This window comes from Methylobacterium mesophilicum SR1.6/6 (assembly GCF_000364445.2).
GTDB classification, from domain to species: domain Bacteria; phylum Pseudomonadota; class Alphaproteobacteria; order Rhizobiales; family Beijerinckiaceae; genus Methylobacterium; species Methylobacterium mesophilicum_A.
Genome location: NZ_CP043538.1, coordinates 4,805,414 through 4,818,513 on the forward strand (window position 1 = coordinate 4,805,414; position 13,100 = coordinate 4,818,513).

Here is a 13,100-nt window from a genome sequence, read left to right on the forward strand (position 1 = left end):
CGCGAAAGCGGCTTCCGACTCTCGCGACGGCCCGTAAGGCCGCCCGTCCCATCCGCACCTCAGGATCTGAGAAATGGGGAGGGGACGTGTCGCAGATCCACCCCCGCCAGACCCAGGCCTGATCCCGGCCGCCTCAATCCACCGCCACCATCACGTCGGAGGCCTTGATCACCGCGTAGGCCGGTCCGCCCGCGACGAGCTTGAGGGACTCGACGGCCGCGTTGGTGATCGAGGCGGTGACCACTTGGCCGGGGCTGATCTCGATCTTGACGTGGGAGGTGGTCGCCCCCTTCTCCACCGAGACCACGGTGCCCTTGAGGACGTTGCGCGCGCTGATCTTCATGGTCTTTGCTGCCGGTTGTCGTATGCCGCGGAGGCGGCCTCGGGCCGGTCTCCTACAGCATGGCGGGGAGCCGCGCGACCATTTCAGTGCGGGTCGTCCGCCGGGTTACCGGCCTCGTCCGCCTCGTCTTCGGGGACATCTTCGCGGACATCTTCAGAGGCGTTGTCGGGGACATCTTCGGGGACCGGCGCGGCGCCCCAGGCCGCCAGCGCGGCGTTGAGGTCGTCGAGGACGAAGTGCCGGGCGCTGTCCCGGTCGTATCCGTCGGCGAGGAGGTCGTCGTAGTCGGTGAAGACGTGGCGGGCGTAGGTTACGAGGGCGAGGCGGGCGGCAGTCTCCGGGGCGGCCCGGCGCAGGCCCGGGCTCGCCAGAGCCCGGTCGAGGGTGGCCTCGGCCTCGAAGTCCGGCAGACGCGGCGCGAGCCGGAGCAGGGCCGCGATCACGGCCTCGCGGCGGTTCCCGGGCGGAGACGGTTCCTTCATCGCGAGCCTCCCGAGGCCATGATTTCAACGCGCGGATCGGCTAGGGTCGCGACCGGTTGAGGCGGGACGGGCATCCGGTCCTTCGCCGGGGAGAGCAGGTCCATGGCAGTTCTTCGTCACGCGGTTGTGCTGAGCCTTCTGCTCGGGGCGCCGCCGGCGCTGGCCCAGGGCCCGGCCCCGAATCCGGGCGCCGCCGCGGCCCCGGCGCCGACCGGTCCCATTGTCGGCGGCCGCCGCGTCACCCCCACCGGCCAGACCAAGCCGCCCGGCAGCGCCGCGGCACTCCCGCCCCGCCCCATCAACGAGGCGGAGATGATCAAGGCTCAGAAGGCCGCCGAGGCCCGCTCGAAGGCCTGGGACAGCAAGATGCGCAACACGATGGGCTCGATCTGCCACGGCTGCTGAGGCCTCATTCAGCCCCTTGTCCCGGCATCGTCCCGCATCGTCGCCGACGCGGGCGATCCCAGTACGGGATGCAGTTCCGGAAACGCGAAGGGGCCGCCCGGGTGGGCAGCCCCTCCATGGTCGCCGGAGATCGACGCAGGCTCAGCGGGAGTAGAACTCGATGACGAGGTTCGGCTCCATCTGCACCGGGTAGGGTACCTCGGACAGGCTGGGGATGCGGGTGACGCGGGCGGTCATCTTGGCGTGGTCGGCCTCGATGTAGTCCGGCACGTCGCGCTCGGAGAGCTGGGTCGCCACGATGACGATCTCGAGCTGGCGGGACGACTCCTTGACCTCGATCAGGTCGCCGGCCTTCACCTGGTAGCTCGGGATGTTGACGCGGACGCCGTTCACCTTGACGTGGCCGTGATTGACGAACTGGCGCGCGGCGAACGGGGTCGCGACGAACTTCGCCCGGTAGACCACGGCGTCGAGGCGGCGCTCAAGCAGGCCGACGAGGTTCTCGCCGGAATCGCCGCGCAGGCGGATCGCCTCGGCGTAGTAGCGGCGGAACTGCTTCTCGGTGATGTTGCCGTAGTAGCCCTTGAGCTTCTGCTTGGCGCGCAGCTGCGTGCCGAAGTCGCTCATCTTGCCCTTGCGGCGCTGGCCGTGCTGGCCGGGGCCGTACTCGCGGCGGTTGACGGGGCTCTTCGGGCGGCCCCAGATGTTCTGGCCCATGCGGCGGTCGAGCTTGTGCTTCGCCTGAATCCGCTTCGACATACTTTCGCGTCCTCTCGTGACGAGAATGAGGAACGCGCCCTCCTTTTCCCGGCCCTTCGCGGTCCGGGACGACAGGGCGGGAGGATCCCGCCCACGGGTGCGCGTGAAAACGCGACGGGGCCCCGTGCGGAGCCCCATCGACGGGCTGCGTCTTAGGGGACGGGGGCGCCGTGGTCAACCGTGAGAGGTCAGATGGACGAATCCGTGGCGGTCCGACGCGGTGAGCCCTCGGACGCGAAAGCGATCCAGGAGTTGGTCGCGGCGGCCTACACCAAGTGGATCCCGGTGATCGGTCGCCTGCCGATCCCCATGCAGGCGGATTACGCGCAGGCGGTGTTGGAGGACCGCTTCGACCTGCTCATCGCCGGCCCGGATCTCGCCGGCCTGATCGAGACGAAGTTCGAGGCCGCCCATCTGCTGGTCGTCAACGTCGCGGTGCATCCGGCCTTCCAGGGCCGGGGCTTCGGCACCCGGCTGTTGGGGCAGGCCGAGGCGATCGCGGCCGAGGCGGGGCTCGATCGGCTGCGCCTCTACACTCACAGAGAGTACACGGCGAACCTGCGGCTCTACGGATCGCTCGGCTACCGGGTGGAGCGGGAGGAACGCTACGCCGGACCCGGCCGGACCCGGGACGACGACGTCACCGTGCACATGGTGAAGGATCTCGCGGCCGACATGGCGGAGCGCCGGCCGGCCTGACCCATCGATCCGCCCCCCGTCATCGCGAGCGCAGCGTAGCGACCCCGGGTGGCGCGCCGCCGCGGAGCGTGGCGCCGCTGGATTGCTTCGCTGCGCTCGCAAAGGCGGCGTGTACATCCGGCGCAGGCGGAAGACCCGGTCTCCCCGCTCCCCTCAGGTCACCACGCTCGGCTCGGCCCGGCCGGTGCGGGGCGCGATCTCGGCGATCGCGCCGGCCGCGACCGCCACCGGGGCCAGGACCTCGGCCACGGGCAGGTCGAGCCGGTCCGGCGCGTTCTCGTAGCGCTCCAGGTAGACCCGCAGCGTCGCCCCGGCGGTGCCGGTGCCCGAGAGCCGGAACACCGCCCGTGCATCCTCGGCGAAGTGGATCCGGATGCCCTGGCGCTCGGTCAGCGAGCCGTCCACCGGATCCCGGTAGGCGAACTCGTCCGCCGTCGACACCGTGAGGTCGCCGATCCGTGTGCCCGGAAGCCCGGCGAGCTTCTCGCGCAACGCGTCCATCAGGCCGTTGGCGGCGTCCGAGTCGACCTCCTCGTAATCGTGGCGGGCGTAGTAGTCGCGCCCGTAGGCGCGCCAATGCGCCCGCACCAGCGCGTCGGCGCGCTCGCCCGTGGCCGCCAGGATGTTGAGCCACAGCAACACCGCCCAGAGCCCATCCTTCTCCCGCACGTGGTTCGAGCCGGTGCCGGCGCTCTCCTCGCCGCACAGGGTGATGAGGCCCGCGTCGAGGAGGTTCCCGAAGAACTTCCAGCCGGTGGGCGTCTCGTAGGCCTCAATGCCGAGGGCGGCCGCGACCCGGTCGGCGGCGCGGCTCGTCGGCATGGAGCGGGCGACACCCGCGAGCCCGCCCGCGTAGCCCGGCGCCCGGTGGGCATGGGCGGCGAGGAGGGCGAGGCTGTCGCTCGGCGTCACGAACAGGCCCGGCGCCACGATCATGTTGCGGTCGCCGTCGCCGTCGGAGGCGGCGCCGAAATCCGGGGCGTCGGGCCCCTGCATCAGGTCGAACAGGTCGTGGCAGTGGACGGGGTTCGGGTCCGGGTGGTGGCCGCCGAAATCCTCCTTCGGCTCGGCGTTGACCACCGTGCCCGCGGGGGCGCCGAGCATCCCTTCCAGGATGGCAGTCGCGTAGGGTCCGGTCACCGCGCTCATGGCGTCGAAGCGCATGCGGAAACCGGAGGCGAACAGGCGCGACACCGCGTCGAAGTCGATCAGCGTGCGCATCAGCTCGGCGTAGTCGGCCACCGGGTCGATGACCGTGACCGTCATGGCGCCGAGGCGGGTCTCGCCCAGGGTGTCGAGGTCGAGGTCCGGGGCCTCCACGAGGCGGTACTCGGTCAGGGCCCTGGCCCGCGCGAAGATCGCGTCGGTGAGGGATTCGGGTGCCGGCCCACCGTTGGCGGCGTTGAACTTGATGCCGAAATCACCCTCCGGCCCGCCCGGGTTGTGACTCGCCGAGAGAATGATGCCGCCGAGCGCCTTGGATTTCCGGATCACGCAAGAGGCGGCGGGCGTCGAGAGCAGGCCGCCGCGCCCGACCAGAACCCGTCCGAACCCGTTGCCGGCGGCGAGGCGCAGCGTCTTCTGCACCACCTCGCGGTTCAGGAAGCGTCCGTCGCCGCCCAGCACAAGGGTTGCCCCGTCCTTGTCGGACAGGGTGTCGAAGATCGCCTGGACGAAGTTCTCGACGTAGTTCGGCTGCCGGAACACCGGCACCTTCTTGCGCAGGCCAGAGGTGCCCGGCTTCTGGTCGGAGAAGGCGGCGGTCGCGACGGTCTTCGGAGTCGTCATGGGCGGGCGTCTCCCGGGATCTCCCGCCTCCATGCCCGTCCGGAGGCGCGGCGTCACCAGCTCCGGCGACAGGGACGGACGTTTTTCACCCGGTTTGGCCGCATCGGGCGACGGAATGCGCCGGCTGTCCGGCCGCCCGTGCCGCCGAGCGTTGCGCCGGCCGGGACCCGTCGATTGAATGGCCGGAGCCGCCACGCAAGGCGGGCCGGAGGAAACCATGGCGGACAGACGCGCGCAGACCGATCCGAACGGGGCGCGGGAGGGCAAGGGCCCGACCGGGGGCTTGGCCCGTCGCCACGTGATCGGAGCCCTCGCCGCGGGAGCCGCAGTCGCGGCGACGCCGGCCCCGGCGGCAGCGCCGTCGAGCCGGCTGACGATGGAGGAGTTCCGCCTGCCCTGGAGCGAGCCGGGGGTCGAGATCTACGTCCGCAACAAGCGCCCCGCCGGGATCGACCGGTTCCCGGGCGACCGGATCCTGCTCTACGTGCACGGCTCCACCTACCCGTCCTCCACGGCCTTCGACCTGCCGCTCGGCGGGATGTCGGCCATGGATTACCTCGCGGGCCTCGGCTTCGACGTCTACTGCGTGGACCTGCCGGGCTACGGCCTGTCCGGGCGCCCGGCCGCCATGGACGCGCCGCCGGACGACAACCCGCCCCTCATGCGCACGCCCGACGCCGCCAAGGTGGTCGGGCAGGTCGTCGACTTCATCCGGAAGCGGCGCGGCGTCGAGAAGATCGACCTCATGGGCTGGTCGTGGGGAACCTCCACCATGGGGCTCTACACCAGCACCCACAACGACAGCGTCAACCGCCTCGTCCTCTACGCGCCGCAATGGCTCGCGCGCACCCCGGGGCTGATCGGCGGTGGCGGCAAGGTGGGGGCCTATCGCACCGTCAACCGGGACAGCGCCCGGGCCCGCTGGCTGACCGGCGTGCCCGAGGACAGGCAGGCCGACCTGATCCCGGCGGGCTGGTTGGACCAGTGGGCCGACGCGACCTTCGCGACCGACTCGGCCGGGGCGAAGCGGTCGCCGCCGGTCCTGCGCGCGCCGAACGGCACGGTCGCCGACAAGGACGCCTACTGGGCGGCCGGCAAGCCGCTCTACGACCCCGACGAGATCCGCGTGCCGGTGCTGATCATCCACGCCGAATGGGACGCTGACCTGCCGAGCTACCAGGCGCAGGAGTACTTCACCAAGCTCACGCACGCGCCCTACAAGCGCTTCGTCGAGCTGGGGGAGGGCACCCACACGGTGATGATGGAGAAGAACCGCATGCAGTTCCTCCACGAGGTCGGGGCCTTCCTCACGGAGGCGGATCCGCAGGCGCTGAACTGAGCGGAGTCCTCGGGCACGGACGTCGGACCCTGGCCCTCATCCCGAGGTGCGGCGAAGCCGCCGCGAAGCAGCCTTCCGGACCTCGCCGCGATCCCTGGAGGCCTCCTTCGAGGCCTCCGCTTCGCTCCGGCACCTCAGGATGAGGGCCAGGGTGGGCATGGGGCGAGGCGGCCGGTCCGGCCGCCTCGGGAAAGCTTTCCCTACTCCGCCGCCTGCCGCGCCCCGTAACCCAGACGGTCGTTCAGCGCGCGGATCAGCTTGGCGGCCGCCTCGGCGATCACGGTGCCCGGCGGGAAGATCGCCGCCGCGCCGGCCGCCGTGAGCGCCTCGTAGTCGCCCGGCGGGATGACGCCGCCGATGGCGATCATCACGTCGTCGCGGCCCTGTTCGGTGAGCGCCGCCTTCAGCTCCGGCACCAGCGTCAGGTGGCCGGCCGCCAGCGACGAGACGCCGACGATGTGCACGTCGTTCTCCACCGCCTGCCGGGCGGCCTCCGCCGGCGTGGCGAAGAGCGGCCCGATATCCACGTCGAAGCCGAGATCGGCGAAGGCCGAGGCGATCACCTTCTGGCCGCGGTCGTGCCCGTCCTGGCCCATCTTGGCGACCAGGATGCGCGGCCGGCGACCGTCGTTCTCCTCGAACGCCTCGACCAGCGCCCGGACTTCCTCGACCACAGGCGACATGCCCCCCACCTCGCGCTTGTAGACGCCGGAGATCGAGCGGATCTCGGCGCGATGCCGGCCCCAGGCCTTCTCCAGGGCCTCGGAAATCTCGCCCACCGTCGCCTTGGCGCGGGCCGCCTCGACGGCGAGCTCCAGCAGGTTCCCGGTGCCCTCGGCGGCCTTGGTGAGCGCCTCCAGCCGGGCCGTCACCGCCGCCTCTTCGCGCTCGGCGCGCAGGCGCTTGAGCTTGTCGATCTGCAGCCGGCGGACGTTGCCGTTATCGACCCGCAGCAACTCGATCGCCATCTCGTCGTCGGACCGGAACTTGTTCACGCCCACGATGGTCTGGCGGCCGGAATCGATCCGCGCCTGGGCCCGGGCGGCGGCCTCCTCGATCCGCAGCTTCGGGATGCCGGCCTCGATCGCCTTGGCCATGCCGCCAAGCCCGTCGACCTCGCGGATGTGCTCCCAGGCCCGGGCGACCATGTCGGCGGTCAGCTTCTCGACGTAGTAGGAGCCCCCCCACGGATCGACGATCCGGGTGGTGCCGCTCTCCTGCTGCAGGAACAGCTGCGTGTTGCGGGCGATCCGGGCCGAGAAGTCGGTGGGCAGCGCCAGCGCCTCGTCGAGCGCGTTGGTGTGGAGCGACTGGGTGCCCCCCTGCGTCGCCGCCATCGCCTCGATGTTGGTGCGGGTGACGTTGTTGAACACGTCCTGGGCGGTGAGCGACCAGCCCGACGTCTGCGAGTGCGTGCGCAGGGCCAGCGATTTTTCGGATTTCGGATCGAAACTCTTGACCAGCTTCGCCCAGATCAGGCGCGCGGCCCGCATCTTGGCGATCTCCATGAAGAAGTTGGTCGAGATCGCCCAGAAGAACGACAGGCGCGGGGCGAACTGGTCGATGGTCAGCCCGGCCGCGAGGCCCGCCTTGATGTACTCGACGCCGTCGGCGAGCGTGTAGGCGAGCTCCAGGTCGTTCGTCGCGCCCGCCTCCTGCATGTGGTAGCCGGAGATCGAGATCGAATTGAACTTCGGCATATTTTTCGAGGTATACGCGAAAATATCGGAAATGATCCGCATCGATCCCTTGGGAGGATAGATGTACGTGTTGCGGACCATGAATTCTTTAAGAATATCGTTCTGAATGGTGCCGGCGAGCTTCTGCGGCGGCACGCCCTGCTCCTCGGCGGCAACGATGTAGAGGGCGAGGATCGGCAGAACCGCGCCGTTCATCGTCATCGACACGGTCATCTCGTCCAGGGGAATCCCCGAGAAGAGCGTGCGCATGTCGTAGATCGAATCGATCGCCACGCCCGCCATGCCGACGTCACCCGAGACGCGGGGGTGGTCGGAGTCGTAGCCGCGGTGGGTGGCGAGGTCGAAGGCCACCGACAGGCCCTTCTGTCCGGCCGCGAGGTTGCGGCGGTAGAACGCGTTCGAATCCTCGGCGGTGGAGAAGCCGGCATATTGCCGGATCGTCCAGGGCTGGGTGACGTACATGGTCGGGTAGGGACCGCGCAGGAACGGCGCGATGCCCGGATAGGTGTCGAGGAACTCGATGCCCTCCCGATCCGCCGGGCCGTAATGGCCCTTCACCGGGATTCCCTCCGGCGTCATCCAGGGCTCGGACAGCGCCGGTGCCGCAACCGCGAGCGATTCGCCGGCGAGCGGGATTTCGGCGAAGTTCGGGATGCGGGAGGTCATGGCGGTGACTCGTTGTGGCGTTTGTCACGCCATTATAGAGACACGCTTGGAGCGGGCTACTCCCCCTGTGGTCAAGGCTACCCGGCCGCCCCCCCCGACCCGCGGCGAGACCAAGGCGAACCGGGGCTCGCAACCGGTTCGCCGGGCCCACGCGGCGCCGACGAATTTGCGCCGCTCGGCTTGCCATCCCGGCGGGCTCGTAGTATGCGCCCGGCCTTCGCGACATTCCAATGGGTGCTCGCACCCTGTGAACGCGGTGACCGCGCCGGTGTCCCTATGACACCGCCAGCGCGGTTCAACACATGAGCCGGGGACATCAGGTCCCCATCAGGCGTCGTCCGCCGGGCAATACCGTCCGCGTGCGGAAACCCGCCTGAAACAAGGAGTCACGCACGTGATCCAGATGCAGACGAATCTGGACGTCGCCGACAACTCGGGTGCACGCCGTGTGATGTGCATCAAGGTTCTCGGCGGGTCGAAGCGCAAGTATGCCGGCGTGGGCGACGTGATCGTCGTCTCCGTCAAGGAGGCGATCCCGCGCGGTCGCGTCAAGAAGGGCGACGTCATGAAGGCGGTCGTCGTCCGCACCGCCAAGGACGTGAAGCGCGCCGACGGTTCGGTCATCCGCTTCGACAAGAACGCCGCGGTCCTGATCAACAATCAGAAGGAGCCGATCGGCACCCGCATCTTCGGACCGGTTCCGCGCGAGCTCCGCGCCCGCAACCACATGAAGATCATCTCCCTGGCTCCGGAGGTGCTGTAATGGCCGCCAAGATCAAGAAGGGCGACACCGTCGTCGTGCTCACCGGCCGCGATTCCGGCCGCTCGGGCGAGGTGATCCAGGTTCTGCCGAAGGAAGGCCGGGCCTTCGTGCGCGGCATCAACCTGGTCAAGAAGCACCAGAAGCAGGCCCAGAACCAGGAAGGCGGCATCATCTCCAAGGAGGCCGCCATCCAGCTCTCGAACATCGCGGTGGCGGACGCCAACGGCAAGCCGACCCGCGTGGGTTTCCGCATCCTCGAAGACGGGCGCAAGGTCCGGTTCGCCAAGACCACGGGGGATCAGATCGATGGCTGAGGCCGACAAGAACGCCTACACCCCGCGCCTGCGCAAGCACTACGACGAGGTGGTTCGCCAGAAGCTGATCGAAGAGTTCGGCTACAAGAACCCCATGGAAGTGCCGCAGATCACCAAGATCGTGATCAACATGGGCGTCGGCGAGTCCACCGCGGATTCCAAGAAGGCCTCGGTGGCGGCGGGCGACCTCGCCCTGATCGCCGGCCAGAAGCCGGTGATCACCCGAGCCCGCAAGGCCATCGCGACCTTCAAGGTCCGCGAGGGCATGCCGATCGGCTGCAAGGTGACGCTGCGCAAGCAGCGCATGTACGAGTTCATGGACCGGCTGATCACCATCGCGCTGCCGCGCGTGCGTGACTTCCGCGGCCTGAACCCGCGCTCGTTCGACGGCCGCGGCAACTACGCCCTGGGTCTCAAGGAGCACCTCGTGTTCCCGGAGATCTCCTACGACAAGGCCGAGCAGATGTGGGGCATGGACATCGTCGTGGCGACCACCGCCAAGACCGATGCCGAGGCCAAGGCTCTGCTCGCCGCCTTCAAGTTCCCGTTCCGGCAGTGAGGCCGAGAGGTCTCAGACGCGGACACCGGAGATAGACCACATGTCGAAGAAAAGCTCAGTCGAGAAGAACGAGGCCCGCAAGGCGCTGGTGAAGCGCTTCGCGGCCAAGCGGAAGGCGCTCCTCGAGATCGCCAACAACGACGCCCTCGAGATGGAGGAGCGCTTCGAGGCGCGCCTCAAGCTCGCGGAACTGCCGCGCAACTCGTCGGCCACCCGCATCCGCAACCGGTGCGGCATGACCGGCCGCCCGCGCGCCTACTACCGCAAGATGGGCATCTCGCGCGTGGCGTTGCGCGAGCTTGGCAACCGGGGCCTGATCCCCGGCCTGGTCAAGTCGAGCTGGTAAGGAGGTCCCCATGGTCAACGATCCCGTGGGCGACATGCTCACCCGCATCCGCAACGGCCAGCTGCGCCGTCGCAACGTCGTCCAGACGCCCGGCTCGCGCCTGCGCGCCAGCGTCCTCGACGTCCTGAAGTCCGAGGGCTACATCCGCGACTACGCGGCCACCGACCTCGGCAACGGCCGCACCGAGTTCGCCATCGAGCTCAAGTACTACGACGGACGCCCGGTGATCCGCGAGATCAAGCGCGTCTCGAAGCCGGGCCGCCGGGTCTACTCGTCGGTCGGCGAGCTGCCGCACGTGGCCGACGGCCTCGGCGTCACCATCGTCTCCACCCCGCAGGGCGTCATGGCCGACCACGAGGCGCGCGAGCGCAACGTCGGCGGTGAAGTGCTCTGCACCGTGTTCTGATCGGGACGGAGGAGGTTATCCCATGTCTCGCGTAGGCAAGAAGCCGGTCCCCGTGCCGGCCGGCGTTACCGCCACGGTCACCGGTCAGACGGTGAAGATGAAGGGCTCGAAGGGCGAGCTGTCGTTCGACGTTCCCGCCCTCGTCAACGTGGCGATGAAGGACGGCGCCATCGAGGTGCAGCCCGTCAACCAGTCCAAGCCGGCGCGCTCCCTGTGGGGCACGTCGCGGGCACAGATCGCCAACATCGCCGAGGGCGTGTCGAAGGGCTTCGAGAAGAAGCTCGAGATCACCGGCGTCGGCTATCGCGCCGCGATGGCCGGCAAGGCCCTCAAGCTGTCGCTCGGCTACAGCCACGACATCGAGTACGCGATCCCCGCCGGGATCACGATCGCAACCCCGAAGCCCACCGAAATCACGATCTCCGGGATCAACCGCCAGCAGGTCGGTCAGGTCGCCGCCGAGATCCGCGACTACCGCGGACCCGAGCCCTACAAGGGCAAGGGCGTGAAGTACGCGGGCGAGTTCATCTTCCGCAAGGAAGGCAAGAAGAAGTAAGGAGGGCATCATGTCTCGCAAGCTCGAAGCCCTCGATCGCCGCAAGGCGCGCGTCCGCCGCGCGCTGCGGGCTGCCGCCAACGGCCGCCCGCGGCTCTCGGTGTTCCGCTCGTCGAAGCAGATCTACGTACAGGTCATCGACGACGTCGCCGGCAAGACGCTGGCCGCGGCCTCGTCGATCGACAAGGCCCTCAAGGGCGAACTCAAGACCGGCGCCGACGTCGCCGCCGCCAAGGCGGTCGGCAAGCTGGTCGCCGAGCGCGCCAAGGCCGCGGGCGTCACGAAGGTGATCTTCGACCGCTCCGGCTACATCTACCATGGCCGCGTCGCGGCCGTGGCCGAGGCCGCCCGCGAGGGTGGCCTGGAGTTCTAAGGCCTCCAACGGGCCTCTCTCCTCCCCCTTGTGGGGAGGAGCTGGAGGTGGGGGTAGTGCAGGATGAGGCGCTCTGGTGCCTTCTGCACCACCCCCACCCCTTACCCCTCCCCGTAAGGGGGAGGGGGATCGAGCGAGCGGGTCTTCGGGCTCGCGCCAGTGAGATGAACAGGTAGAAGAAATGGCACGTGAACGTGAGGGCGGGGGCCGCGGCCGCCGCGAGGATCGCGAAGAGCGCGACAGCGAGTTCGTGGACAAGCTCGTCCACATCAACCGCGTCGCCAAGGTGGTGAAGGGCGGCCGTCGCTTCGGCTTCGCGGCCCTCGTCGTCGTGGGCGACCAGAAGGGCCGCGTCGGCTTCGGCCACGGCAAGGCCCGCGAGGTGCCGGAGGCCATCCGCAAGGCGACCGAGGCCGCCAAGCGCGGCCTGATCCGCGTCTCGCTCCGCGAGGGCCGGACCCTGCACCACGACGTCAACGGTCGCCACGGCGCCGGCAAGGTGATTCTCCGCGCGGCCCCGCAGGGCACCGGCATCATCGCCGGCGGCCCGATGCGCGCCGTGTTCGAGACGCTCGGCATGCAGGACGTCGTCGCCAAGTCGCTGGGGTCCTCGAACCCCTACAACCTCGTGCGCGCCACCTTCGAGGCGCTCAAGAACGAGGACAGCCCGCGCTCAGTGGCGGCCCGCCGCGGCATCAAGGTGTCGAGCCTCCAGGCCCGCCGCCGCGACGCCGACCCGGCCGACCAGTCCGAAGCCGCGGTCGCGTAAGGGGAGGGTCCGATGGCAAGCAAGACTCTCCGCGTCGAGCAGATCGGCTCGCCGATCCGCCGCGAGGCCAGCCAGCGCGCGACGCTGATCGGCCTGAAGCTCAACAAGCTCCACCGCGTGTCCGAGCTGGAGGATACCCCCTCCGTGCGCGGCATGATCCGCAAGGTTGCGCACCTCGTGCGCGTCCACGGCGACGTGGCGTGAGGAGGTCCCGATGAAGCTCAACCAGATCAGCGACAATCCCGGCGCCACCAAGGACCGGATGCGCGTCGGCCGGGGCATCGGCTCCGGCAAGGGCAAGACCGCGGGCCGCGGCGTGAAGGGCCAGAAGGCCCGGACCGGCGTGTCCATCAAGGGCTTCGAGGGCGGTCAGATGCCGCTGCATCGGCGCCTGCCGAAGCGCGGCTTCAACAACCTCTACGCCCAGGACCTGAACGAGGTGAACCTCGGCCGGATCCAGGAGGCCGTCGACGCCGGCAAGCTCGACAAGGCCGCCACCGTGACGGTGCAGAGCCTGGTCGAAGCCGGCATCATCGCCCGTCCCCGCGACGGCGTGAAGCTGCTCGGCGTCGGCGAGCTGACCGCGAAGCTCAGCTTCGAGGTCACCCGCGCCTCCAAGTCCGCCGTCGAGGCGGTCGAGAAGGCCGGCGGCTCGGTCAGCACCGTCTACGCCCAGGGTGTCTCCACCCGCGGCGGCAGCGAGGCGGCTTCGGCCTGACGGGGGCGACCGCGGGACCCGTTGCACGGGCTCCGCGCACCCTTTAAGCCGATCCTTCGAGCGGCGGCCCTGCGACCACGCGGGCCGCCGCTTTTCGTTTCATCCGGGCAGCCTT

General features: G+C 69.5%; 18 protein-coding genes. 13 read left to right on the forward strand and 5 right to left on the reverse strand.

What is annotated here, in order from left to right; translation table 11 throughout:
- Positions 1 to 133 precede the first annotated feature (133 nt).
- Together MMSR116_RS22795 and MMSR116_RS22800 are read right to left on the reverse strand one after the other, a co-directional pair.
- Positions 134 to 343, reverse strand: coding sequence for a TOBE domain-containing protein (locus MMSR116_RS22795; protein ID WP_010686190.1), 210 nt, complete (start codon positions 341 to 343; stop codon positions 134 to 136).
- An 83-nt stretch (positions 344 to 426) separates the two neighbouring features.
- Positions 427 to 825: a DUF2293 domain-containing protein gene (locus tag MMSR116_RS22800; RefSeq protein WP_010686189.1), complete on the reverse strand. Its 399-nt coding sequence runs from the start codon at positions 823 to 825 to the stop codon at positions 427 to 429.
- Between the two features lie 102 nt (positions 826 to 927).
- On the opposite strand from MMSR116_RS22800, the gene MMSR116_RS22805 reads away from it, so the two are divergent.
- The gene (locus MMSR116_RS22805; RefSeq protein ID WP_010686188.1) at positions 928 to 1,230 is read left to right on the forward strand and encodes a hypothetical protein; all 303 of its coding nucleotides are present in this window, start codon (positions 928 to 930) and stop codon (positions 1,228 to 1,230) included.
- A gap of 141 nt (positions 1,231 to 1,371) precedes the next feature.
- On the opposite strand, the gene rpsD is transcribed toward MMSR116_RS22805, so the two are convergent.
- Complete coding sequence (gene rpsD, locus MMSR116_RS22810; protein WP_010686187.1) at positions 1,372 to 1,989, reverse strand: 30S ribosomal protein S4; 618 nt, start codon at positions 1,987 to 1,989, stop codon at positions 1,372 to 1,374.
- Positions 1,990 to 2,181: 192 nt separating this feature from the next.
- On the opposite strand from rpsD, the gene MMSR116_RS22815 reads away from it, so the two are divergent.
- The gene (locus MMSR116_RS22815; RefSeq protein WP_010686186.1) at positions 2,182 to 2,688 is read left to right on the forward strand and encodes a GNAT family N-acetyltransferase; all 507 of its coding nucleotides are present in this window, start codon (positions 2,182 to 2,184) and stop codon (positions 2,686 to 2,688) included.
- Positions 2,689 to 2,841: 153 nt separating this feature from the next.
- Here MMSR116_RS22815 and MMSR116_RS22820 read toward each other — a convergent pair whose 3' ends face one another.
- Positions 2,842 to 4,476, reverse strand: a complete 1,635-nt coding sequence (locus tag MMSR116_RS22820) for an alpha-D-glucose phosphate-specific phosphoglucomutase (protein ID WP_010686185.1) — start codon at positions 4,474 to 4,476, stop codon at positions 2,842 to 2,844.
- 217 nt (positions 4,477 to 4,693) lie between these two features.
- Between MMSR116_RS22820 and MMSR116_RS22825 the strand changes: the two genes are divergently transcribed.
- A complete protein-coding gene (locus tag MMSR116_RS22825; RefSeq protein ID WP_010686184.1) occupies positions 4,694 to 5,815 on the forward strand; it encodes an alpha/beta hydrolase in 1,122 nt (373 codons plus the stop codon).
- Positions 5,816 to 6,015: 200 nt separating this feature from the next.
- Here MMSR116_RS22825 and scpA read toward each other — a convergent pair whose 3' ends face one another.
- Positions 6,016 to 8,181: a methylmalonyl-CoA mutase gene (scpA, locus tag MMSR116_RS22830; RefSeq protein ID WP_010686183.1), complete on the reverse strand. Its 2,166-nt coding sequence runs from the start codon at positions 8,179 to 8,181 to the stop codon at positions 6,016 to 6,018.
- A gap of 394 nt (positions 8,182 to 8,575) precedes the next feature.
- Here scpA and rplN point away from each other — a divergent pair, with 394 nt between their 5' ends.
- The 10 genes from rplN (at position 8,576) to rplO (ending at position 12,985) form a co-directional block, all read left to right on the forward strand.
- A complete protein-coding gene (rplN, locus tag MMSR116_RS22835; protein WP_010686182.1) occupies positions 8,576 to 8,944 on the forward strand; it encodes a 50S ribosomal protein L14 in 369 nt (122 codons plus the stop codon).
- Entirely contained in the window at positions 8,944 to 9,258 is a 315-nt protein-coding gene (gene rplX / locus MMSR116_RS22840) for a 50S ribosomal protein L24 (RefSeq protein WP_010686181.1), read from the forward strand. Before rplN ends, rplX begins: the two co-directional genes overlap by 1 nt.
- Entirely contained in the window at positions 9,251 to 9,817 is a 567-nt protein-coding gene (gene rplE / locus MMSR116_RS22845; protein WP_010686180.1) for a 50S ribosomal protein L5, read from the forward strand. The genes rplX and rplE overlap by 8 nt, the downstream gene beginning before the upstream one ends.
- Positions 9,818 to 9,857: 40 nt before the next feature.
- Positions 9,858 to 10,163, forward strand: coding sequence for a 30S ribosomal protein S14 (gene rpsN, locus MMSR116_RS22850; protein ID WP_010686179.1), 306 nt, complete (start codon positions 9,858 to 9,860; stop codon positions 10,161 to 10,163).
- Between the two features lie 10 nt (positions 10,164 to 10,173).
- Entirely contained in the window at positions 10,174 to 10,569 is a 396-nt protein-coding gene (gene rpsH / locus MMSR116_RS22855; protein ID WP_010686178.1) for a 30S ribosomal protein S8, read from the forward strand.
- 22 nt (positions 10,570 to 10,591) lie between these two features.
- Positions 10,592 to 11,125 (forward strand): 50S ribosomal protein L6, encoded by a 534-nt coding sequence (rplF, locus tag MMSR116_RS22860; RefSeq protein WP_010686177.1) that lies wholly within the window; start codon positions 10,592 to 10,594, stop codon positions 11,123 to 11,125.
- Positions 11,126 to 11,135: 10 nt separating this feature from the next.
- Positions 11,136 to 11,498, forward strand: coding sequence for a 50S ribosomal protein L18 (gene rplR / locus MMSR116_RS22865; protein ID WP_010686176.1), 363 nt, complete (start codon positions 11,136 to 11,138; stop codon positions 11,496 to 11,498).
- A 181-nt stretch (positions 11,499 to 11,679) separates the two neighbouring features.
- Entirely contained in the window at positions 11,680 to 12,267 is a 588-nt protein-coding gene (gene rpsE / locus MMSR116_RS22870) for a 30S ribosomal protein S5 (RefSeq protein ID WP_010686175.1), read from the forward strand.
- A 12-nt stretch (positions 12,268 to 12,279) separates the two neighbouring features.
- Positions 12,280 to 12,471, forward strand: a complete 192-nt coding sequence (rpmD, locus tag MMSR116_RS22875; RefSeq protein WP_010686174.1) for a 50S ribosomal protein L30 — start codon at positions 12,280 to 12,282, stop codon at positions 12,469 to 12,471.
- 10 nt (positions 12,472 to 12,481) lie between these two features.
- Positions 12,482 to 12,985 (forward strand): 50S ribosomal protein L15, encoded by a 504-nt coding sequence (gene rplO / locus MMSR116_RS22880; protein WP_010686173.1) that lies wholly within the window; start codon positions 12,482 to 12,484, stop codon positions 12,983 to 12,985.
- Positions 12,986 to 13,100 lie beyond the last annotated feature (115 nt).